We start from the raw sequence: 22,490 nt of genomic DNA, 5'->3' as shown, positions 1-22,490 counted from the left end.
GCGCCGAGCGAGGACCCTGGAAGGGAACGGTCGACGAAGGGGTCACCATGTCTCTGGCCTTCGAACAACACGGCCGCGCGGCCCTGCACTTGGCCCACGCGGCGTCCCTCGCGCCCTCGCCGCACAACAGCCAGCCCTGGTTCTTCGTCGAGGAGGGCCACGACCACGGCTTCGAGATCCACGCGGACCGAGAGCGGCGCCTGGCCCTGACCGACCCGGGCGGCCGGGAGACGGTCATCGCCTGCGGGGCCGCCCTGTTCAACGTACGCATGGCCGTGCGCAACCTGGGATTTCGGCCCGCCGTCGACCTGTTGCCCGAGTTCGGGAACCCGGCCTACCTGGCTCGTGTGGGCTTCGCCGCCCATGCGCCGGCCACGCTCGACGAGGCGCTGATGGCGGGCGCCATGGCACACCGGCACACGCACCGGGGGCCGTTCGGGGCCGAGCGGGTCGCGGAGGAGCTCCTCGACGACCTGCGGCAACACGCACGGGCCGAGGGAGCCGACCTTCAAGTCGTCGTCGATGTCGACCAGTTGGACCGGCTCGCGGATCTGGTGCGCACCGCCGAGGAGACGCATCGCGCCGACCGGGGACACACCGCGGAGATCGCCGGGTGCGTCGGGCCGGCCGGTGTACCCGCCGAGGCGTGCCTGTATCACCCGGACTGTGTCCAGCTGGCCGCCCGTGACTACCTGGGCCTGGTCCGGCAGTTCGCCGTCCCGCCGCAGAAATGGGTGTCGCGCACGGGCACCGTCGTCGTGCTGACCACGCGCTACGACACCCGCGCGGACTGGCTGCGCGCGGGCCAGGCGCTCCAGCGCGTGCTGCTCTACGCGGAGGCCCACGGGGTCCGGGCCGCCTTCCACACCCAGCCCCTCGAAGTGCCCGCCGTCCGCACGGAGGTTCGCACGGGCGTCGCCTTCGGCCGGTACCCGCAGCTGATCCTGCGCCTCGGTCACACGAACCAGACCTGGGCCACCCCACGGCGCGGGCCCGCCGAGACACTGCTCCACAGTGACACGCCGGTCAGGTGAGGATCATGACCCCCAGCAAGCACGTAAAGCCGGCCAAGGTGCGCTGGTGGCGGCTTCGGCCCAACCCGCTCAGGCGCCGCAGCTACCTCGTCGAGGCCTGGCTGCTGATCGCCGCCTGGACCCTCGCGGTCGTGGCGGCGATCGGCACGGGCGCCTGGACGGCCCTCGCCGTCGACCGGCACGTCGATGCCCTGCGCGCCGAGCGCCATCCGGTGTCGGCCGTGCTCGTCGAGGACGCCGTGCGCACCGTGGGCACGAGCGACGGCAGCGACAGCTACCGGGCCACCGTGCGCTGGACCGCGGCGGACGGCACGAGCCGCACGGGACTGGCCCACGTGGACTCCAGCAGCAAGGCCGGGTCCACCACTCACGTGTGGCTCGACACCCGGGGCCGTCTCGTGCCCACCCCCGTGACCGCCGAACAGGCGCGGCTGGAGGGGGTGGTGCTGGCCGTATGGACCGCCGTGGGCGCGGGAGGGACGGTGCTCCTCATCGGCCGGGGCATGTCCGCGCGGCTGGAACGGCGACGACTGGAGCAGTGGGAAGCCGAGTGGGCGCGGGTCGGTCCGCGGTGGGGCCACAAGACCGGCTGACAAACCCGCGGGACAACACTCAGCAGATGCGCGGGAGTTGCTCGCCGAGCGGCATCTCCACGATGCGCCGGGCACCGACCAGTGTCCGCAGGGTCACCCGCTCCCGCTGCCCCTCCCGCAGCACCTCGCCGATCCGCACCGCCTGAGCCCCCTCGGGAAGCGACCGCATCGCGGTCAGTGCGTCCTTTGCCGCGTCGGCGTCGACGAAGGCGACCACACAGCCCTCGTTGGCGACGACCAGCGGGTCCAGGCCGAGCAAGTCGCAGGCCGAGGCGACCGCCTCGGGCACGGGAACCGCGCTCTCCTCGATCTCGACGGCGGCGGACGAGTCGCGGGCGATCTCGTTGAGCGCGGCGGCGAGCCCGCCCCGGGTAGGGTCGCGCAGCACGTGCACGGCGTCACCGAGTGGCGCCAGGGCTCGTACCAGCCGGTGCAGGGGCCGGGAGTCGGAGGCAATGTCGCCCTCGAAGCCGAGGTTCTCGCGGGTGCTGAGCACGGTCGTGCCGTGCAGTCCGATCGGCCCCGACAGCAGTACGGCGTCCCCTGGGCGGGCCAACGCGGCGGAGGGAGCGAGCAGTTGGTGCCGTTGTCCGACGCCGGTGGTGTTGATGAACAGCCGGTCGGCCGCACCGCGCCCCACGACCTTGGTGTCCCCGGTGATCACGGGCACGCCGACGTCCTGGGCCGCTTTCCCCAACGACTCCATGACTGCCCGGAGTTCGGCCAGCGGCAGCCCCTCCTCGATGATCAGCGAGACCGACAGCGCGAGCGGCCATGCGCCCCGCATCGCCAGGTCGTTGACCGTGCCGTGCACGGCGAGGGATCCGATGTCCCCGCCGGGGAAGAACAGCGGGCTGACGACGAAGCTGTCCGTGCTCATCACCAGGCCGGGGTGCCCGGGCAGCAGCGCCGCGTCCTCCATGGGTCCCGTGCCGCCGCCGACGGCGGGCAGCACCAGCTCGTCGAGCAGTTCCCCGGTGAGTCGTCCGCCGGCGCCGTGGCCCAGCAGGACGACCTCGTCCTCGTGGGCGGGGGTGGGGCACTGGATGTTCATGCCGTGCTCCTCGTGGGCGTGCGTCCGGCCGCGTGGAAGGCGGCGCAGGTGCCCTCGGACGACACCATCGGGGCGCCGAGGGGATGACGGGGGGTGCAACGGGTGCCGTACGCGGCGCAGTCGGTGGGCAGCCGGGCACCGGTGAGGATGGTCCCGGCGATGCACTCGGGGTCCTCGACCGGGCACAGCCCGCCCACGTCGAAGCGCCGGGCGGCGTCGAACTCCTGGTACTCCTCCGTGAGTTCGAGCCCGCTGTCGGGGATCTCGCCGATCCCGCGCCAGGCCCGGTCGGTCACCCGGAAGACCTGGCGGACCGCGTCCTGCGCCGAGGTGTTGCCTCCCCGCCGCACGGCCCGCGCGTACTGGTTCTCCACCTCGCAGCGGCCCGACTCCAGTTGCCGTACGGCCATGAGGATGCCCTCCAGCAGGTCCAGCGGCTCGAACCCCGTGACCACGATGGGCACTTGGTACCGGGCGGCGATCGGCTCGTACTCGGTCCAGCCCATCACCGCGCACACGTGCCCGGCGGCGAGAAAGGCCTCCACCTCGCAGTCGGGATCGTCGAGCAGCGCGGTCATGGCCGGCGGTACGAGGACGTGGCTGACCAGCATGGAGAAGTTGGCCAGTCCGAGGCGGGCCGCGTGCAGTACCGCCATCGCGTTGGCTGGCGCCGTCGTCTCGAAGCCGACGGCGAGGAACACGACCTCGCGGTCGGGGTGTTGGGCGGCCAGGCGTACGGCGTCCATCGGGGCGTAGACCACCCGTACGTCCGCGCCCCGCGCCCGCAGCGACAGCAGGTCGGTGTCCGTACCGGGCACCCGCAGCATGTCGCCGAAGCTGGTGAAGAGCACGCCGGGGCGGGCGGCGACGGCCATGGCCCGGTCCAGGGTCTCCAGCGGGGTGACACAGACCGGGCAGCCCGGGCCGTGGATCATCCGCATCCCGGCGGGCAGCAGTTCGTCGATGCCCTGGCGGACCAGGGTGTGGGTCTGGCCGCCGCACACCTCCATGATCCGCCAGGGCCGCGTGGCGGTCCGCCGCAGCTCGTCCAGCAGCCGCCGGGCGAGTACCGGATCCCGGTACTCGTCCAGGTACTTCATCGGTGCGTGAGGTCGAGCCGGACGTCGACGACCCCCTCCACCGCCCGCACCGCGCGGGCCAGCACGGGCACGAGCGAGCGGTCGGGCAGGACACCGCCGAGCGTGACCACGCCCTCGGTGACACTCACCGTCAGGGCGGTGGTGACCGGGAGCCGGCCGAGCACGTGGTGCCGGACCTCTTCGGCGATCTCGCCGTCGCCCCGCAGGAACACCTTCAGCAGGTCGCTGCGGCTGACCACGCCCTGGAGCATGCCGACCGCGTTCACGACGGGCAGTCGCTTGACGTGCCGCCGCGCCATGATGCGGGCGGCCTCGGCGAGCGTGGCGTCCGCGTGCACGGTGACCGCCGGGGCGCTCATCAGCTCGCCCGCGGACACCGCGCCCGCTTTGGCGGGCACCGCCGGATCGCCGTCGGGGGCGCCCCGGTACTCCTCCTTGGCCAGCAGATCAGCCTCGGAGACGACCCCGACGACCCGGCCCTCGCCCGCCAGCACCGGCACGGCGCTGACCTTCCACTGGTCGAGCAGCTCGACGATCTCCTTGAAGGGCGCCTCGCTTCCGATGGCGACGGCGGTGTGGGTCATCACATCGCTCACGGTGTACGGAGATTCAGACATCACAGCCTCCGGTGTCTTCTCTTGAGGTACGGACTACCGTCAGGTCGAGGAAGTGGGTGGAGCACGAGATGCACGGGTCGTGGTTGCGGATCGCCCGTTCACACAGAGCCGTCAACTCGTCGTCGTCCGGGTCGTGTTCGCCGATCGCCCGCTGGGCAAGACGGCGCAGGTCGTCCTCGATCGCGCCCTGGTTCTGCGCGGTGGGCGGCACCAGGAGTGCGCTCTTCACGATGCCGTCGGCGTCGAGTTCGTAGCGGTGGTAGAGCAGCCCGCGCGGCGCCTCGGTGGCGCCGTGCCCGACACCCGCGACTGGCGGCACCTCCGTGTACGGGTGCGCGGGCGGCTCGTAGCCGTCGATGATGCGCAGTGCCTCGGCGACTGCGTACACCGTCTCCACTGCGCGCACCAGGATGGACCGGTACGGGTTGCGGCACAGCGCGCCCTCGCGCGGATCGCCGAGCCCCGCCTCGATCGCCGCTTCCAGCGCCACCGGCGACAGCAGCCGCCCGCTGATCGAGAACCGGGCGAGCGAGCCGGTGAGATGGAGGCGCCCGTCGAGCCGTGAGTGCAGCGCGGTGGAGTGGGCGACGTGCGTCTCGGTGACGTGTGCGGTGAAGTCCCGTACGGGGAAAGAGGTGTTGGTGCCGTCGGTGCGCAGCGCGGTCGGGGTGCCGCTCTCGATGGCGTACGTGTCCGGTTCGGTCAGCGCGAGCAGGTCGGCCTCGACGCTCGCGTCCGGGAACTCGAAGCCCGCGACCCAGCGCACGGTCTCCCACGCGTCGTCGAGGGCACGCTTCAACTCCTCGGTCAGGGAGCGCAGTTCGGTGCGTGCCGGGGCCCGGTGGAAACCGCCGAGGCGGACGTTCACCGGGTGTACAGCCCGCCCGCCGAGGAGCTCCATCAGCGAGTTGCCGGCCTTCTTCAGCCGGAGCCCCCGTTCCACCTCGGCGCGGTGTGTGCGGGCCAGGTCGATCGCGCTCGGCCGGCCCAGGAAGTCCGGGGCGTGCAGGAGGTAGATGTGCAGGGCCTGGCTCTCGATCCACTCGCCGCAGTAGAGGAGTCGGCGCAGATCCCGGATCACCGGGTCCACCGTCACCCCGCAGGCGTCCTCGATCGCCGCGCACGCGCTCATCTGGTAGGCGACCGGGCAGATTCCGCACACCCGGGCCGTGATGTCGGGCGGTTCGGTGTAGGAACGGCCGCGCAGGAACGCCTCGAAGAAGCGTGGCGGTTCGTAGATCTCCAGCCGCGCGTCGGTGACCGTGCCGTCGTGCACATGCAGGCTCAGCGCGCCCTCGCCCTCGACCCGGGAGAGCGAGCCGACGTGCAGCACACGGGATCCGCGGTGCGTCACTTGGACAACTCCTCGTCAAATGAAGCGGCGTTGAAGGTGTGTAGGTACCGCACCACGTCGTCGTCGTCGAGGCCGTCGCGGCGCAGCAGCGGGATCAGCGCGGGCAGGTTCACCGACCCGGACGGGCCGAAGCAGCCGAAGCAGCCGCGCTGGTAGGCCGGGCACAGCGCCCCGCACCCCGCGTGCGTGACCGGGCCCAGGCAGGGCGTGCCGTGGGCGACGGTGACGCAGACCGTGCCGCGCCGCTTGCACTCGAAGCACACGCTGTGGTCCGGCACGTCCGGCTTACGGCCGGCCAGGAACGCGGTGATCACCTCGATCAGCTGCCGCCGGTCGACCGGACAGCCGCGCAGCTCGAAGTCGACGTCCACATGGGTCGACACGGGCGTCGAAGTGGCCAGCGTGGAGATGTACTCGGGGTGCGCGTAGACCGTGCGCCGGTACTCGTCCACGTCCGCGAAGTTCCGCAGCGCCTGGATGCCGCCCGCGGTCGCGCAGGCCCCGATGGTCACCAGGTGGCGGGATTCGGCGCGGATCGCGTGGATGCGCTCGGCGTCCTCGGGCGTGGTGACCGAGCCCTCGACGAGGGTCAGGTCGTAGGGGCCGGGGGCCATCGCGCTCGACGCCTCCGGGAAATGCGCGATCTCCACCGCGCCGGTCAGCGCGAGGAGTTCGTCCTCGCAGTCCAGCAGGGTGAGCTGGCAGCCGTCACAGGAAGCCAGCTTGAACACCGCGAGCCTGGGCAGCGCCATCTCACAACTCCCTTACGGACAGCAGGGGTTCGGCCAGATCCCAGCCCACGACCGCACCGGCCTGGCACACCAGCAGCGGACCGAGCTGGCAGTGCCCGCAGTGTCCGGTCGCGCAGCGCATGTTGCGTTCCAGGGAGACCCGGATCCGGTCGCGGGGCACTCCGCGGTGGGCGAGTTCGCGGGCGGTGGCGCGGATCATCGGCTCGGGACCGCAGACGAACGCCGTCGTGTCCTCGGGGTCGAAGTGCGCCCGCCCCAGCAGCTGGGTGACCACACCGACGTCCCCGAGCCAGTCCGCGTCGGGCTGGTCGACCATCACGCCGGTGTAGGCGGTGGCCCAGCTCTCGATCTCTTTCCGGCCGATCAGATCGTCCGGAGTGCGGGCCCCGATCAGCACGTTGATCCGGCGGTACGCCTCCGGCTCGGCCAGTGCGCTCAGGATCAGCGGCCGCAGCGGGGCGAGTCCGATGCCGCCCGCCACGACCAGCACGTCCCGGCCGCGCGCCTGCTCCAGTCCCCAACTCGTGCCGTACGGGCCGCGGATGCCGACGACATCGCCGACCCGGGCCGCGCACAGTCCGTCGGAGACCGCGCCCACCGAACGGATCGTGTGCGCGAGCCCGCCGGTGGCCTGCACGGAGCTCACCGAGACGGGGATCTCGCCGCGCCCGAAGCAGTGCACCATCGCGAACTGCCCCGGCACGAAGTCGGGTAGCGAGGCGTCCACGGGTTCGAGCCGCAAGGTCACCGTGTCGCCGGTCTCCTGCCGGCGGGCGATCACGCGATGGGGGACCGGTACGGCGGTCATCGCGGTTCCTTCGTCTCGTACGTCCCGTACAGGTCGATCAGCCGGGCGCGGGCCGCGTTGAGCCGGTGGGCCAGCACCCGGCCGACCCAGTGCTCGACGGCCTGCCCGAAGGCGGGGTCGTCCAGGCACATCAGCCGGACGGCGACCGCGTCGAATTCATAGGCCCGCAGCTGCGTCACCGCTCCGGCGCCCAACTGCCAGACGTACGGCTCGTACAGCCAGGACCAGCCGACGAGGTCACCGATGCCGAGCGTCTCGACGACAGGGGGCCGGCGACCGGGCACGTGCATGTCGAGGGCGGCGGTGCCGTCACGGATGATCCAGAACCGGTTGGCGTGCCCACCCTCCTCGAACAGCCGGGCACCCGGCGGGAATTGGACCTCGCGACCGATGTGCAGCAGTCGGTCACGGTGGTCGTGGGGCAGCGCGTGGTTCATACGAAGAGCCATCGAGGGAGGCATCAGTCCTTCTCCGTTCCGTGTTCGGCATCCAGCGCGGCGACTTCCTCCGTGATGTCGATGCCGGCCGGACACCAGGCGATGCAGCGCCCGCAGCCGACGCAGCCGGAGGTGTCGAACTGGTCGTGCCAGGTGGAGAGTTTGTGGGTCAGCCACTGCCGGTAGCGGCTGCGGGGCGAGGAGCGGACCGACCCGCCGTGCAGATACGAGAAGTCCAGGTCGAAGCAGGAGTCCCAGCGCTGCCAGCGCTCGGTGTGGTCACCGGTCAGGTCGGTGACCTCCTCCGTGGTGGTGCAGAAGCAGGTGGGACAGACCATCGTGCAGTTCCCGCAGGTCAGACAGCGCTCGGCGACGTCGTTCCAGCGCTCCGCGTCCAGGCTCCCGCCCAACAGCGCCCGCAGGTCCACCGGCGGCATGGAGCGGCCCATGCGGTCACGCGCCGCGTCCACCGATTCGCGGGCGGCGGTCTCCGTACCCAAGTCGGCCGTACGGTGCGGGACTTGCTCGATCAGCCGGGCCCCTTCCTCGCTCCCGACGCGCACCAGGAACCGGTGCCCGTCCTCGTCGACCACCTCGGTCAGCGCGAGGTCGTAGCCGGGATCGGCCGCCGGCCCGCCGCCCATGGACACGCAGAAGCAGGTCGCGCCCGGTTCGGTGCACTCGGCGGCGATCAGCAGCGCCCGCCGCCGGCGCTTCCCGTACCCGGTGTCCTCGTGCTGTCCGCCGGTCAGCACCCGGTCCTGGATCGCGATGGCCCGCAGGTCGCAGGGGCGGACACCGAGGAAGGCGTACGACGGCGGCTCGGCATCGTGCTCGGTGAAGACCACGCGGCCCTCCGGGGAGCGGTCGGCGCTCCACAGCCGTTCACGCGCCGGGTGCAGATACGACTTCCAGGACTGCGGTCCCGCGCTGTGCGCGAAGGCTGCCCCGTCCTCACGGGGGACCAACCGGTAGCGTCCGGCGTCCAGTTCGACGCCCCAGCCGTACGGCAGCACGTCCGCCGAGGTCAGCTCCGACAGCACGATCGCACCGTCGCGGACGGTCGGTCCGACAACGGTGCGTCCCTGTGCCACCAGAGCCGCGACCAGGGCGTCCAGACCGTGCCGGTCGAGTACGGCGGCCGGGGCTGCGGTGGCGGTCATGTCGTCCTCCTCGTACGGGGCGGATCGCGCTTGTCCACCCTCAGGTTCCGATGTGCGGGAGTGCCCGCGGCAGGGGCCGACCGGCCCTGGTGGACGAGCCGACCGGATCAACCGAAAGGAACGTGACGAGCAGCGCCCCGAAGGGGCGCGGGGAACTGCGCGCCCAGCCACAGACGGCCCGCGGTTTCACGACGGTCCGCGGCAATCCGGCTCCGCCCAGCGGAGCGCTACGGCAGTGGCTCGCCCAACTCGCCCTCCACCGCGCCCGCCATCGCCCGCAGCACGTCGAGCGTGCGGCGCGCTTCCGCCTCGTCGACCAGGGTGATCGCGAAGCCGACGTGCACGATGACGTACGACCCGACGTCCGCCTCGGGCGTGCAACTGAGGCACACCTCGCGCCGGATACCGCCGAAGTCGACCGTGGACATGACGAGTCCGGCGTCGTCGTGGATCTCCAGGATCCGTCCAGGGATGCCCAGGCACATGTGTGTTCACCTCTCCTGGGCCAGTCGTGCGGCGGCGACCGCCGCCTGGCCGTAGCTGATTCCGCCGTCCCCGACCGGGACCTGACCGCCGACCAGCACCCGCAGTCCCTGCGCGTGCAGCCGGCGTTTCACCTCGGTCAGCAGCCGCCGGTTCACGAAGCAGCCGCCGCCCAGGCACACCGTGTGCGGCGCACCCTCGGCCACCGCCCGCGCGACCAGATCCGCGGTAACCAGCCCGAGCGTCACATGGAAGGCGGCGGCCAGCCGGGCCACGGGCTCCCCGTCCGCCAGCCGCTCCAGCAGGTCGACGAGGGTGGGCGTCGGGTCGTACACCCACAGACCCTGCGCGCGTACGACGCGATGGGCGAGCGGTACGGCGTGCTCGTCGCCCGCCGCCGCTTCGAGCAGGACGGCCGCCTCACCCTCGTAACTCACCCGGTCGGCGAGACCGAGCAGGGCGGCCACCGTGTCGAAGAGCCGCCCGGCGCTGGACGCCTGCGGGCAGTTGACGTCCCGGGCGACCATGGCGCGCACGATGTCCACCTCGGCCGGATCGAGCCGGTCCGTGAAGGACCGGGTCAGCCACGGGTACGGGCGCGGAGAGCCCAGCGTCTCACCGCCGAACAGCAGGCCGAGAGCCGTGCGGGAGGGATGGCGTACCGCCGCGTCGCCGCCGGGCAGGGGCGCTGTCGCGAACCTGCCCACGCGGCGGTAGCCGCTCAGGTCGGCGACGAGGATCTCGCCGCCCCACAGCGTGCCGTCGTCGCCGAGCCCGAGACCGTCGTAGGCGATCCCGAGGAACCGGCCCCGCACCCCGTGCTCGGCCGCGCAGGCGGCCACGTGCGCGTGATGGTGCTGCACCGGGACACTGCGCACCCGCTGCGCCTTCGCCCACTGCGTGGACAGATAACCGGGGTGCAGATCGTGGGCGAGGGCCACCGGCTCGATACCGGTGAGCCGCTTCAACCGGTCGTACGACGTCAGGAACGCCTCGTGGGCCGCCACGCCCGCCAAGTCGCCGCCGTGCGGCCCGAGATGGGCCCGGCCGTCGGCGGCCAGCGTGAACGTGTGCTTCAGCTGGGCGCCGGCCCCGGCGACGGGTTCGTCCACCGGCAGGGGCAGCGGGGCCGGGGCCAGCCCGCGCGCCCGGCGGATGGTGATCCGGGTGCGGCCGGTGCACTGCACCACCGAGTCGTCGTAGCGGGAGCGGATGGGCCGGTCGTGCGTGAGGAAGCCGTCGGCGACACCCGCGAGGACGCGCCGGGCCTCCTCGTCGTCGATGGTGATGGGCTCGTCGCCGAGGTTGCCGCTGGTGACCACGAGCGGCCGGTTCAGCCCGTCCAGCAGGAGGTGGTGCAGGCCAGTGGTGGGCAGGAACAGGCCGATCCGGTGCAGGCCGGGATGCACCTCGGGCGCGAGCGGGTCCGAGCCGTGCCACGGCATCCGGGCGAGCAGCACCACGGGACGTTCCGGGGAGGTCAGGACACCGCGCTCGGTGGCGCCGATCCGCGCCAGCCGGGCCGCCGCGCCGAGGTCGCCGACCATCACCGCGAACGGCTTCGTTGGACGCCTCTTGCGGCGCCGCAGCTCCGCCACGGCCGCCGACTCGCCCGCGTCGCACACCAGTTGATAGCCCCCGAGCCCTTTCAGCGCGACGATCCCGCCACCGGCGACGCACGTGACCGCCGCTCGCAGCGCCGCCTCACCGCGCAGGTCCTCCCAGGCCAACTCCGGTCCGCAGACGGGACATGCGATGGGCTCGGCGTGGAAGCGCCGGTCGGCCGGGTCGGCGTACTCGGCCGCGCAGTCCGCGCACAACGGGAAACGGCTCATGGTCGTGCGGACCCGGTCGTAGGGCAGGTCCTCGATGATCGTGGCGCGCGGGCCGCAGTCCGTGCAGTTGACGAACGGGTAGCGGTGGCGCCGGTCGCGTGGGTCGCGCAGTTCGCGCAGGCAGGCGTCGCAGATCGCCGCGTCGGGCGGGACCTCGCGGACCGTGCCGTCCGCGGGTGCGGGCACGCTGTGCCGGACGTGGAAGCCCGGACGGTACGCCGACTGCCGTACTCCGTCGGCCAGTTGGACCCGGCGTACCCGGGCCAGGACGGGGGCGGCGGTGCGCAGCCGGGCCGCGAACTCGTCGATGGCGCGGGGCGGTCCGGCGACCTCGCCCTCGACATGACCGTTGACGTTGGCCACCCAGCCGTCGAGGCCGAGGTCGGCCGCCGTACGGTAGACGAAGGGGCGGAAGCCGACGCCCTGGACGGTGCCGTACACCTGGAAGCGCCGCATCATCACGACCGGCCCCCGGCGAACTTGTCCTGATACCGCGCGAGTTCGTCCTCGACGGCCGTCACGAGCGGGTCCACCGAGGCCGCGACGGCGGGGGAGAGACCGGTTCCGAAGGAACCGTCGGCGCCCTCCACCGCGTACACGACGAGGTGCTCCGGCAGCAGGTCCAGGACCCGGGCCAGTTCGACGGCCTCGCCGAGACCCAGCCCGTGCGAACTGGTTGACCGCGGTCCGTCGATGCGCCCGGCGTCGAGTTCGAGCCGGTGGACGCGGCCGGGAGTGCCCGGGTGCGCGTGGGCCGCGTCGACGACCACGGCGAGCGCGGCGCTCTCCCACAGTGCGATTAGTCGGCCGGGATCACCGTCGCAGGTCGCGAACACGGTGTCCGGGGGAAGTGTCCTGGCCTCGGCGCGCTTGCGGAGCTGTTCGACCACGGTCCAGCCGACACCGTCGTCGCGTCGGAACTCGTTCCCGACGCCGATAACGGCGATGCGCGTACACGTCCTCATGCCCCTCACCCCCGCGCTACGACGGCACGACGGCGACCGGGCACCGCGCGTGCTTCAGGAGTGCCAGTGCCGTGGTGCCCGGGGCGGTGTGGCGTCCGACCACCACCAGCCCGGACGTCTCGGAGGCATGGGCCAGTGCCTCGGCCGGGGGGAACAGCAGCACGTCCTCCTGGACGTCGACGTCCGGGAACTTCCCGCGCCACGGACGCAGCACGTCGGACAGCAGGTCCTCCTCGTGGTCCTCCCAGGTGGCACGGTCCGTCTCCGACACCGGGACGGGCGACGCGGCGGCGCCTGCCGGCAGCGCCCAGGCATGTACCGCGTGCAGCCGGACGCGGTGCAGCCGGGCGGCCTCGAAGGCGAAGCCGAGCGCGCCGCCCGCCGGGTCCCGGGCATCGACACCCACGGTCACGGCGTCGGTGTGGCCCGGCACATCGAGCCCCGCGAGGGTCCCGGGCACGAGCACGAGGGGCCCGGCGCACCCGGTGGTCAGGGCCGCCGCGGTCGAGCCCAGGGGCATCCGGGCGTGCTGACCCTCGCCGCGCAGACCGAGCACGACCAATTCCGCGTCCGCGCTCGCCGCCCGCAGCTCGGGGACGGGTGCCCCGGTGAGGCTCACCGCGCGGACCGTCAACGACGGGTGCCGTGTGGTGAGTTCGGCGACCACGTGGTCCGCCACGGTGTCCGGGCGGTAGGGCCACTGCTCCACCGGGTCCAGGTTCTCGGGCGGTGCCACATGCACCACGCGCAGGGGCAGCGCGCGCCGCAGCGCCTCGCGGGCCGCCCAGTCCGCGGCGACGCGGCTGCGCGCCGACCGGTCGACGCCGGTGATGATCACTCGTTCCATGGTGTGCCGCCCTCCAGGTCCGTGGCCCTACCACTCTGACCGTGCGAGGCGGGCTCGCGCTGGGGCCGAACGGACCCCGGTTGGAGACCTGGCGGCCCATACCTGTCCGTAGGCCGCGGGACGACGCTGGAGTGGAGGAGCAGACCGAGCGCAGGAGGTGCGGATCATGCTGCCGCCCGTCATCGCCGGAGTCGACGGTTCCGCCGAGAGTCTCGCCGCCGCCGACTGGGCCGCCCGCGAGGCGGCACGCCGCGACCGGCCGTTGCGGCTGACCCACGTCTGGAACTGGCACCCGCGCCAGGACGACGGCGAGCCCGTCACGGCCGCCCAGCGGCAGCAGGCGCGGTGCGTCCTGCGGCAGGCCAAGGAGCGGGTCCGGACTGTCGCCCCGAACGTTCGCCCCTACGACGAGCAGGTGGAGGGTCCCGCCACCGTCGCCCTGATCAAGGCGGCGGGGGAGTCCGAGCTGCTGGTGCTGGGTTCGCGTGGGCTGAGTGGTGTCACCGGGTTCCTGGTGGGCTCGGTCGCGCAGGGTGTGCTGGCCCGCGCCACCCGTCCCGTGGTCCTCGTCCGGGCGGGCGAGGAAGCCGCCGACGAACACCTTCCGACGCCCGGCGGCCGCCCCTCCATCCTGACCGGCTACCGGGACGTGGTCCTGGGCGTCGACCTGGGCGACCCCTGCGACGCGGTGATCGAGTTCGCCTTCGAGGCGGCCTGGCTGCGCGGTGCCCGGCTCCGCGTGGTCCACGCCTGGCAGTCTCCGCCCCTGGGGCTTGGCCCTGGCGAGATCGGCCTGGTGAGCGGAGCGCAGCGGGCCGAGGAATGGCTCGGCTTCCTGTCCGCCGTACTCCGGATCTGGCGCGACAAGTACCCAGGCGTCGAGGTCACCGAGACCGTCTCGGAGGGCCGGGCGCAGTCCGCGCTGCTCCGGGCCGCCTCCGGGGCGGGCCTCCTCGTGGTCGGCCGGCACCTCACCGACCGTCCGACGGGTCCGCGCATCGGCCCTGTCACCCACGCCGCCATCCATCACGTCGGCTGTCCCGTGGCCGTCGTACCCCACGAGTGAGAGGCCCGAGTCCTCATGACCGCACCGACCAAGTACGTGTACGAGTTCGCCGAAGGCAGCCGGGAGATGGCCGCCCTGCTGGGCGGCAAGGGAGCCGGCCTGGCCGAGATGACCAGGCTCGGGCTGCCCGTGCCGCCCGGATTCACCGTCACCACCGAGGCCTGCAAGGCCTACCTCAAGACGGGCCAGGAGCCGCTCGAGCTGGCCGTCGAGGCGGCCCGCGCGCTGGTCGGACTGGAGCGGACCATGGGCCGCACCCTCGGCGCCCCCGACGATCCGCTACTGGTGTCCGTGCGCTCGGGCGCCCGCTTCTCCATGCCCGGGATGATGGACACCATCCTCGACATCGGCCTCAACGACCGTTCCGTCACGGGGCTCGCCGAGGCGTCCGGACAGGAACGCTTCGCCTGGGACTCCTACCGGCGGCTCATCCAGATGTTCGGCCACACCGTGATGGGCGTGGACGGCGACCTGTTCGAGCAGGCCATCGCCACACACAAGGCACAGCGCGAGGTGACCGGCGACCACGACCTCGACACCGCCGAACTCGCCCTGATCACCGAGGAGTTCAAGGCCATCATCCGAAAGGAGACCGGCGAGGACTTCCCCCAGGACCCGGCCGAGCAGCTGACCCGAGCCATCCGCGCGGTCTTCGACTCCTGGAACGGCGAACGTGCCCACATCTACCGCCACCGCGAACACATCTCCGAGGACCTCGGCACCGCCGTCAACGTCCAGGCGATGGTCTTCGGCAACCTCCGCTCCCCTGTGACATTCGAAAGCAGCGGTACGGGCGTCACCTTCACCCGCGACCCCGCCACCGGCGAACGCGGCATGTACGGCGACTACCTGCCCGACGCCCAGGGCGAGGACGTCGTCGCGGGCGTCCGCGACGCACTGCCCCTGAGCGAGCTGAAGCGGCTCAACCCGCGTGCCTACATCCAGCTCAGCGATCACCTCCGCACCCTGGAGCACCACTACCGCGACCTGTGCGACGTCGAGTTCACCGTCGAACGCGGCAAGCTGTGGATCCTCCAGACCCGCGTCGGCAAGCGCACCGCCGAGGCCGCCTTCCGCATCGCCCACGACCTGCGCGAGGAGGGCACGATCACACCGGACGAGGCCCTGGTCCGCGTCGACGGCGCCGAACTGACCCGCCTGATGTTCCCCCGCTTCGACACCACCCCGGCCGACGTGCCCCTCGCCCAGGGCGTCCCCGCCTCCCCGGGCGCGGCCGTCGGCGTCGTGGTCTTCGACTCGGCCGAGGCGGTACGCCGTGCCGCGGCCGGCGAGGACACGGTCCTCGTCCGCCGGGAGACCACCCCCGACGACCTCCCCGGCATGATCGCCGCACAGGCCGTCCTGACCAGCCGGGGCGGCAAGACCAGCCACGCGGCCGTCGTCGCACGCGGCATGGGCAAGGTCTGCGTCTGCGGCGCCGAAGCCCTCACAGTCGACCCGGTGGCACGCCAATTCACCACGGAATCAGGCGTGTTGGTGCACGAGGGCGACACCGTCTCCGTCGACGGCACCGCCGGCACCGTCCACCTCGGCGCACTTCCACTGACGGCGTCCGACGTCGGCCGCACGCTGGAGACCGGCACCGCGAGCGGCCCGCTCACCGAGGCGGTCCTGGGCGCCCTCGCCCACGCCGACTCCGTACGACGCCTCGAAGTCCGGGCCAACGCCGACACCCCCGAGGACGCCGTACGAGCCCGCAGCCTCGGCGCGCAGGGCATCGGTCTGTGCCGCACCGAGCACATGTTCCTCGGCGAACGCAGGGCGCTGGTCGAGGCGATGATCCTGGCCCGCGACGACAACGCCCGCCAGAAGGCCCTCGCCGCCCTACTGCCCCTGCAACGCGAGGATTTCACCGGCATCCTGACGGCGATGGACGGACTGCCGGTGACCATCCGGCTCATCGACCCGCCCCTGCACGAATTCCTGCCGGACCGCACGGAGTTGGCCGTACGCCTGGCCCGCACCGAGCACCCCGACCCGCACGACCGCGAACTCCTCGCCGCCGTGGAGCGCATGCACGAGCAGAACCCCATGCTCGGCCTGCGCGGCGTCCGACTCGGCCTGGCCGTGCCCGGTCTGATGGCCATGCAGGTACGGGCGATCGCCGAAGCCGTGGTCGCACGATCGCGGGCCGGTGGCCGACCGCGCGCCGAGATCATGATCCCGCTCGTCGACACGGTCGAGGAACTGCGCCTGGCACGCACCGAGGCGGAAACGGTCCTTGCCGAGGTCCAGGAGGAGACCGGCACGACTCTCGACTGCCCGATCGGCACGATGATCGAGCTGCCACGCGCCGCACTCACCGCAGGACGCATCGCGGAGTACGCCGACTTCTTCTCCTTCGGCACCAACGACCTGACCCAGACCACCTGGGGCCTGTCCCGAGACGACGCCGAAGCCTCCTTCTTCCCGCTCTACCTGGAGAAGGGCGTCTTCACCGTGTCGCCGTTCGAGACGATCGACCAGGAAGGTGTGGGCCGGCTCGTGGAGATCGCCGTCGAGGCGGGCCGAGCCGTCAACTCCCGCCTGGAGACAGGGGTCTGCGGCGAACACGGCGGCGACCCCGAGTCCATCCACTTCTTCCACCAGGTGGGGCTCGACTACGTTTCCTGCTCGCCGTTCCGAATTCCGGCGGCACGGCTGGAGGCGGGGCGGGCGGCGCTCATGGACATCACCGGGGGTAGCGACAGTCGGTGAGCAGCCCGGTCAGCCATGAAGGTAGAGGGGGCGTAGGTCTCCGTGGTCAATCAAGGAGCGTCGTAGCTTCATGACCACGGGGCCTGTGCCCGCCTGGGTTTGAGGATGTCCTGAGCGCCGAGTGCGCACTCTGGATCATCGGGTCGAGGCTTGCCTCGGACGGTCAGGTGCAGCACGTTGTCGTTCACGGGCCCGGACTCTTGGGCCGGGCCAGCGTGGGGTAACAAGCAGCAGGGCCGCCGCATCCTAGTGATCGTCCGTGCACTCGTACTGTCCCCAGCTCAGTGAGCCGTGCGCACGGTCTACCTGGATCCGCCCGTGGTTGAGGGCGTACGGGTTGGTGGCGAGTCTGGGATCGGCTCGGACAATAGCGACAGAGAGCGCGGCGACTCGCGCGTCGATCGCGGGTTCGGCACCCAGCAGGATCTGGTCCAGGTACGCGGCGTAGTGCCGCGCGGCGCCTGGGCGTCGGTCCAGGGCGGCTCTGGCGGCGCGGAGCTGCTGCTCGGTCAGCTCGCCTTCCTGGTGGTTGCGTTGGCATCTGCGGCACAGGCGGATCAGTCGCCAGGGATCGGGTGCCTCCGGCTGCTCTCCTGTCTTGCGGAATCCGGGCGGCCATCGCGTCGGGTCGGGATCCTCCATGAGGACGATGTCGAGGAGCTGCCGGGTCTCCTCGCACACCGAGCACTCGGGGCTGAGTGCATGCAGCAGCCCCCGGGTGGCGTCGGACAAGGGTGGCGGCTCGGCCTGGTTGGCGCGGGCGTCCTCCTCGTAGCGTGCCTCCTTCCAGAGCCGGTCAATCCGCCGGTCGATGTTGTCGAGACTCTCCTCGCGATCGGTCCCGGGCCCGAAATCTCTTACTCGGTCTGCCAGTTGAAGGGCGATGGCCGAGACCACCTTGAAGCTGGGGAGCTCCGGCTTGCTGAAGGCGTTGTGGATGGTGGTGTGGCCGAACCGGCCGTCGAGACGCTTTGCGATGTCACGGGTAGTGGGGCACCCGGCCCTTTTGTGCAGCCTGTGCAGCTGCTGATTGAGGTCGCGGAGTGCCCCGGGACGCAGTTGAGGCTGCTTGATGGCTCCAGATCGGCCCATGCGGTGCTCCCTTCTGTACCAGTGTCGGGTATCAGCTCTCGGAGGCTTCCTGGCCTGATGTGTGGTCAGTGTGGCGCCGCCGCCAGTGGATCCTCGCCTGACGGGTGCCCCAGATGATCAACGTGACGAGGAGACCGGAGGCGACGTTTTCGATGAAGGCCATGAGGCAAGCCTTCATCCAGCCCAGGGCTGGATGGACAGATATGAACAGCGGAGGCCTGCCGATTTCAGTGGGCCGGCCCAGAATCGCGTCTCTGATGCTGAGCCAGTTCCCTGCGATTGGCGGTCAGGTTGGTGCCGGGACGGAAATCCTGCCCGGATGTCAGCGGCGGCGGCCACACTTGGTGCATGACGCAAGATCGTGCCGCATGGGCATCGCAGTTGCTGGTCCCCGCCGGACCGGCCATCAACCCGATGGCGTTGGGCCGGCAGATGCTGCTGCCCATCCTGGATGCCAACGCGCTCCTGGTCGAAGCCTGCTACATGGTCAAGCACGGCCTTCACGAGGACAAGATCACCGGTCTGGCGCGCACGGGCCGCTCCAACCCCTACATTGCCGCGCACGTCCCCGGCGAGATCGCCAGGCACCTGCCGCGTATGGCGGACCACTACGAGGTGCCAGAACAGCAGGTACGCCGTCTGCTCGAACGGGAGATCCTCCCCTCCCTGCGGGTGGTCGACCTGGAGATCCGTGATCATCTGTCCGGCCAGACTGAGCGCATCCTGCGGGTCGACCCGGAGATGCCGTTGAGACATCGGGGCGACCCGGACGACGCGCCCACGATGGCGCTCGCGGAGTTCCTGGGGCCGTGCGTCATCGTTTCCCAGGACAGCGTCTTCTTCCGTTTCGGGTTCGGCGTCATCGAGTGGGTCCCCGTCGCCCAGGGGGTACTGCGCATGGCCGGCCTGGAAGCCACGGCCGCGGACGCGCTGGTCCTCATCAACCTCGTGTTTGAGCTGTTCGGAGCCGGTCTCCGAAACCTGATCGTCCTGGCCGCGAACCACCCGCTGCTCACGACGGTCATTGCGGCCGGGCTGCTGTGGTGGTGCCACTGAAACGGCTACCTGACCCGCGACAACTGGCGTCAACACCTCGCGCGGGTGAGGGAGGCGGCCAGGCCACTGCTGGAGGTGACCGAGGCTGCGATGAACGAGCACCAGGCGCTCAGTGACTCCCTCGTCGTAGTGCAGCCCCCGGCCTACCCCACCAGTGAGCAATTGGCTGCCCGGCACCTCGCGCGCTGCGGTCGGTCCCTGACACCTGCGCAACTGCGTGACGCGCTTGCCCGACGAGGCCACGTAGTCTCCGCCGCGCAGTTGAAGCGGGACATGCAAGCACACCACGCGTTCGTCCGGGCGCCCGGCGATGTCTGGACGATCGGCCGCCCGGTCCAAGGATTCGACGACCTGTAGTACCTCGTTCCCGTACCAGTCGCATCACCACGATTGCCCAGGCCACCTTTGTCTTTCATCGAGTCGCAAGGTGAGTTCGGCAAAGGCTTCACTCTCGGTGCCCCCTTTGACTCAATTGTCGCGGGTCTTGACCAATGGCGGGCAACATCGGGCCGTTGGTCGGTGACGGCTCAGAACAGCGTCGGCACAACCGCCTCGATCAGATGCGGCCCCGGCTCGGCGAAGGCCTCTCGCAACTGGTCCGTGAAGTCCTCGGCGGTCATCGCGCGCGACGCCGGTACGCCCATCCCCCGGGCGAGGGCGACGAAGTCGAGGCCGGGCCGGGCCAGATCGAGCAGATCGCGGTGGGCGGGGCCGTTCGCGGGTGTACCGAGGCGCTGGGACTCCATGGTGAGGATCGCGTACGAGCCGTTGGCGAAGACCACGGTGGTGATGTCGAGCCCCTCGCGGGCGTGGGTCCACAGCGCCGAGATGGTGTACATGGCACTGCCGTCGGCCTCCAGGCACAGCACCGGCCGGTCCGGACACGCGAGTGCGGCACCCGCGGCGAGCGGCAGGCCCTGGCCGATGGCCCCGCCGGTGAGAGCGAGCCAGTCGTGGCGCGGCGCGCCCGCCGTCGCCTCGGGGAGCCAGAGCCCTGAGGTGTTGGCCTCGTCCACCACGATCGCCCCTTCTGGCAGGAGTGCCCCGACGACGGCCGCAGCGGTCTCGGCGGTCAGTTCGCCGGTGGGCAGTGTCGGCCGTACCGCGGCCTGGAACACCGCGGGTGCGACCGCGGCCAGGGTGTCGGCCAGGTCGTCCAGCGCGGCGTGGATGTCGTCGGACGTCGTGGCCAGGGTGTGGATCCGGCAGCTGTCGGGGGTCAGCTCACTGGGCAAGGTCGGGTGGGCGAAGAACGACACGGGGGCGTGGGCGCCGACCAGCACCAGGTGCCGTACGCCGTCGAGTTGGGCCATCGCGCCCTCCGCCAGGTAACCGAGCCGCTCTACGGCGGGCAGGCCCGCGCCGCGTTCCAGGCGGGCCGGGAACGTCTCGCACAGGAGGCGGGCGCCGGTGGCGGCGGCGATCCGGCCGGCCGTGCTCAGGGCCGGTTCGCGGGTGGCGGCGCCGCCGAGGAGGAGGGCGGTGGGCTCGTGGGTACGTAGGGCTGCGGCCACCGAGGCAACGGTCTGCTCGGGTACGGTAGTTGGCGGCTGGGCGCTGACCGGCGGCGCGGGCCGGGCGCCGTCCGACCAGGACACGTCTGCGGGCAGCAGCACGGTGGTCACCTGGCCCGGGGCGCCGGTCGCGGCGGCCACCGCCTCCGCCACGTCACCTCCGACCGTGCCCGGGTCGTCGCAGCGGCGGACCCAGCCGGAGACGGTACGGGCCAGGGCGTCGACGTCCGACTCCAGCGGTGCGTCGTACTTCTTGTGGAACGTCGCGTGGTCGCCGACCAGGTTCACCACCGGGGTGCCGGCGCGGCGGGCGTTGTGGAGGTTGGCCAGGCCGTTGCCGAGTCCGGGGCCGAGATGGAGCAGGGTGGCGGCGGGGCGGCCGGTCATCCGGCCGTAGCCGTCGGCCGCGCCGGTGGCCACGCCCTCGAACAGGCAGGGCACGGCCCGCAGGGCGGGCTCGTCGTCCAGGGCGGCGACGAAGTGCAGTTCGGAGGTGCCGGGGTTGGCGAAGCACACCTCCACTCCGGAGTCGATGAGGGTCCGGGCGACGGCATGGGCACCGTTCACGGTGATTCCGCCTTTCAGGCGCTCAGTTGTGTTCATTCCGGCAGTTACATGTGTTCCGGTTCAGTCGAAGAGGACGCCGGGGTTGAGGATCCCGTCGGGGTCGAAGGCCCGTTTGATCCCGCGCATCAGCTCCACCTTCGTGGGGTCTTCCAGCTCCAGGAAGTAGCGCTTCTTCGTCGTGCCGATGCCGTGTTCGCCGGAGAGGGCACCGTCGAGGTCAATTCCCGCGCGGTACAGGCGCCGTAGGACTTCGTCCCGTAGCTTCTCGTCCGGCTGGAAGACCGCGAGGTGCACGTTGCCGTCGCCCGCGTGTCCGCAGCCGGTGACGATCGACGCGCTGTCCCGGGCGATGACGTCCGCCTCGGCGAGCAGTCGGGGGAGGGACGCGCGGGGTACGACGATGTCCACGACCTCGTCGGCGCCGGCCGACTTGGCTGCCCAGAAGGCCCGTTCCCGCGCCTCGATCAATTGGCGTGCTGCCGCTGCCGGCAGTACATAGACGTCGGCCGCGCCCAGGTCGAGCAACTGCCCGCCCAGGGTTTCCATATCGGCGTCGAGGCGCTCGGCCGACCGCGCTTCGAGGACCACGACCAGATAGCCGAGGGCGGTGGCGCGAACCTGCTCGGGGATGCCGAGCCCGAGATCCTGCTGGGCGGTCATCGCGGCCATCGTGAGCATGTCGACGTACTCCAGGGCCAGCGGGTCCAGGCCTCCGGCCAGCAGGCGCGGCACCGCTCGCGCGATCTCCTCCACCGAGGTGAAGGGCGCCAGCACCGTCACGCCGTGCCCGGCGCGGGGCTTCAGTCGCAGGGTCGCCTCGGTGACGAGGGCCAGGGTGCCTTCGGAGCCGACGATCAACTGGGTCAGGTCGTAGCCGGTGCTTGTCTTGACGTATTTCCCGCCGCTGCGCACGACCGCGCCGGAGGCCAACACGGCTTCCACGCCGAGGACATGGTGCCGGGTGACGCCGTGCCGGACGGCGTGCATCCCACCGGCGTTGGTGCCGATCGTGCCGCCGACCGACGCGCTCTGCTCACCCGGGCGTACGGGGTAGCAGAGTCCCGACTCGGCGGTCTGGTCGTCGAGTTCGGCCAGGGTGACTCCGGGCTGGACGACGGCGACGTGGTTGTCGGTGTCGATCTCCAGTACCCGGTTCATCCGCTCGAACGACAGGACGATGCAGTCCGCGCCGGGTACGCAGGCTCCGGACAGCCCGGTGCCGGAACCGCGGGCCGTCACGGGGACGTGCCGGGCGGCGGCGACCGCGACGACTCCTGACACCTCGGCGGTCGACGCGGGCCGCACCACGAACCTCGGCCGCTGTGCCACGGCGGCCAGCGACTCGTCGTGCCCGTACTCCTCCGGCACACGGTCCTCCGTGAGGACGTGCTCCGGCCCCACCACCTTCGCCAGGAGCGTTCCGGTGTCGGTCATG

21 protein-coding genes are annotated in these 22,490 nt (G+C 71.5%); 5 read left to right on the top strand and 16 right to left on the bottom strand.

Annotated elements, in window-relative coordinates; genetic code table 11:
• Positions 1–47 precede the first annotated feature (47 nt).
• Positions 48–1,034 (top strand): Acg family FMN-binding oxidoreductase, encoded by a 987-nt coding sequence (locus ACIBK4_RS14630; RefSeq protein ID WP_398994991.1) that lies wholly within the window; start codon positions 48–50, stop codon positions 1,032–1,034.
• A 5-nt stretch (positions 1,035–1,039) separates the two neighbouring features.
• Positions 1,040–1,627, top strand: coding sequence for a hypothetical protein (locus ACIBK4_RS14625; RefSeq protein ID WP_398994990.1), 588 nt, complete (start codon positions 1,040–1,042; stop codon positions 1,625–1,627).
• Between the two features lie 19 nt (positions 1,628–1,646).
• Here ACIBK4_RS14625 and hypE read toward each other — a convergent pair whose 3' ends face one another.
• From hypE to ACIBK4_RS14565, 12 genes are all read right to left on the bottom strand, one after another.
• Positions 1,647–2,681 carry a hydrogenase expression/formation protein HypE gene (gene hypE / locus ACIBK4_RS14620; RefSeq protein WP_398994989.1) on the bottom strand — a complete coding sequence of 345 codons (1,035 nt, stop codon included), beginning with the start codon at positions 2,679–2,681 and terminating at the stop codon, positions 1,647–1,649.
• Entirely contained in the window at positions 2,678–3,781 is a 1,104-nt protein-coding gene (hypD, locus tag ACIBK4_RS14615) for a hydrogenase formation protein HypD (RefSeq protein ID WP_398994988.1), read from the bottom strand. The genes hypE and hypD overlap by 4 nt, the downstream gene beginning before the upstream one ends.
• Positions 3,778–4,398 carry a CBS domain-containing protein gene (locus ACIBK4_RS14610; protein WP_398994987.1) on the bottom strand — a complete coding sequence of 207 codons (621 nt, stop codon included), beginning with the start codon at positions 4,396–4,398 and terminating at the stop codon, positions 3,778–3,780. Before ACIBK4_RS14610 ends, hypD begins: the two co-directional genes overlap by 4 nt.
• Complete coding sequence (locus tag ACIBK4_RS14605) at positions 4,391–5,752, bottom strand: Ni/Fe hydrogenase subunit alpha (protein WP_398994986.1); 1,362 nt, start codon at positions 5,750–5,752, stop codon at positions 4,391–4,393. The genes ACIBK4_RS14610 and ACIBK4_RS14605 overlap by 8 nt, the downstream gene beginning before the upstream one ends.
• Complete coding sequence (locus tag ACIBK4_RS14600) at positions 5,749–6,504, bottom strand: oxidoreductase (RefSeq protein ID WP_398994985.1); 756 nt, start codon at positions 6,502–6,504, stop codon at positions 5,749–5,751. Before ACIBK4_RS14600 ends, ACIBK4_RS14605 begins: the two co-directional genes overlap by 4 nt.
• 1 nt (position 6,505) lies before the next feature.
• Complete coding sequence (locus ACIBK4_RS14595; RefSeq protein ID WP_398994984.1) at positions 6,506–7,312, bottom strand: FAD/NAD(P)-binding protein; 807 nt, start codon at positions 7,310–7,312, stop codon at positions 6,506–6,508.
• Positions 7,309–7,773 carry a Crp/Fnr family transcriptional regulator gene (locus tag ACIBK4_RS14590; RefSeq protein WP_398994983.1) on the bottom strand — a complete coding sequence of 155 codons (465 nt, stop codon included), beginning with the start codon at positions 7,771–7,773 and terminating at the stop codon, positions 7,309–7,311. Before ACIBK4_RS14590 ends, ACIBK4_RS14595 begins: the two co-directional genes overlap by 4 nt.
• Positions 7,773–8,912, bottom strand: coding sequence for a 4Fe-4S dicluster domain-containing protein (locus ACIBK4_RS14585; protein WP_398994982.1), 1,140 nt, complete (start codon positions 8,910–8,912; stop codon positions 7,773–7,775). Before ACIBK4_RS14585 ends, ACIBK4_RS14590 begins: the two co-directional genes overlap by 1 nt.
• A 227-nt stretch (positions 8,913–9,139) precedes the next feature.
• Positions 9,140–9,397 (bottom strand): HypC/HybG/HupF family hydrogenase formation chaperone, encoded by a 258-nt coding sequence (locus ACIBK4_RS14580; RefSeq protein ID WP_093623720.1) that lies wholly within the window; start codon positions 9,395–9,397, stop codon positions 9,140–9,142.
• Between the two features lie 6 nt (positions 9,398–9,403).
• A complete protein-coding gene (gene hypF / locus ACIBK4_RS14575; RefSeq protein WP_398995062.1) occupies positions 9,404–11,689 on the bottom strand; it encodes a carbamoyltransferase HypF in 2,286 nt (761 codons plus the stop codon).
• Positions 11,689–12,195 carry a hydrogenase maturation protease gene (locus ACIBK4_RS14570; protein WP_398994981.1) on the bottom strand — a complete coding sequence of 169 codons (507 nt, stop codon included), beginning with the start codon at positions 12,193–12,195 and terminating at the stop codon, positions 11,689–11,691. The genes hypF and ACIBK4_RS14570 overlap by 1 nt, the downstream gene beginning before the upstream one ends.
• A 16-nt stretch (positions 12,196–12,211) precedes the next feature.
• Positions 12,212–13,042, bottom strand: coding sequence for a universal stress protein (locus tag ACIBK4_RS14565; RefSeq protein ID WP_398994980.1), 831 nt, complete (start codon positions 13,040–13,042; stop codon positions 12,212–12,214).
• Between the two features lie 166 nt (positions 13,043–13,208).
• Between ACIBK4_RS14565 and ACIBK4_RS14560 the strand changes: the two genes are divergently transcribed.
• Both ACIBK4_RS14560 and ppdK read left to right on the top strand, forming a co-directional pair.
• Positions 13,209–14,108 (top strand): universal stress protein, encoded by a 900-nt coding sequence (locus ACIBK4_RS14560; RefSeq protein ID WP_398994979.1) that lies wholly within the window; start codon positions 13,209–13,211, stop codon positions 14,106–14,108.
• A gap of 15 nt (positions 14,109–14,123) precedes the next feature.
• Entirely contained in the window at positions 14,124–16,826 is a 2,703-nt protein-coding gene (gene ppdK, locus ACIBK4_RS14555) for a pyruvate, phosphate dikinase (RefSeq protein ID WP_398994978.1), read from the top strand.
• A 246-nt stretch (positions 16,827–17,072) separates the two neighbouring features.
• On the opposite strand, the gene ACIBK4_RS14550 is transcribed toward ppdK, so the two are convergent.
• Both ACIBK4_RS14550 and ACIBK4_RS14545 read right to left on the bottom strand, forming a co-directional pair.
• A complete protein-coding gene (locus tag ACIBK4_RS14550; RefSeq protein ID WP_398994977.1) occupies positions 17,073–17,918 on the bottom strand; it encodes a hypothetical protein in 846 nt (281 codons plus the stop codon).
• Positions 17,919–17,949: 31 nt separating this feature from the next.
• On the bottom strand, positions 17,950–18,081 hold the full coding sequence (locus ACIBK4_RS14545; RefSeq protein ID WP_398994976.1) for a hypothetical protein: 132 nt from the start codon (positions 18,079–18,081) through the stop codon (positions 17,950–17,952).
• 185 nt (positions 18,082–18,266) lie between these two features.
• On the opposite strand from ACIBK4_RS14545, the gene ACIBK4_RS14540 reads away from it, so the two are divergent.
• Positions 18,267–18,974: a hypothetical protein gene (locus tag ACIBK4_RS14540; RefSeq protein ID WP_398994975.1), complete on the top strand. Its 708-nt coding sequence runs from the start codon at positions 18,267–18,269 to the stop codon at positions 18,972–18,974.
• 527 nt (positions 18,975–19,501) lie between these two features.
• Here the strand turns inward: ACIBK4_RS14540 and ACIBK4_RS14535 are convergent.
• Entirely contained in the window at positions 19,502–21,055 is a 1,554-nt protein-coding gene (locus ACIBK4_RS14535; protein WP_398994974.1) for an acetolactate synthase large subunit, read from the bottom strand.
• Between the two features lie 60 nt (positions 21,056–21,115).
• Entirely contained in the window at positions 21,116–22,489 is a 1,374-nt protein-coding gene (locus tag ACIBK4_RS14530) for an FAD-binding oxidoreductase (RefSeq protein ID WP_398994973.1), read from the bottom strand.
• Position 22,490: the final 1 nt, after the last annotated feature.

Origin of the sequence: Streptomyces sp. NPDC050528, assembly GCF_044457795.1 — a bacterium.
Lineage (GTDB): Bacteria > Actinomycetota > Actinomycetes > Streptomycetales > Streptomycetaceae > Streptomyces.
This window is presented reverse-complemented; position numbering and strand designations above follow the sequence as displayed.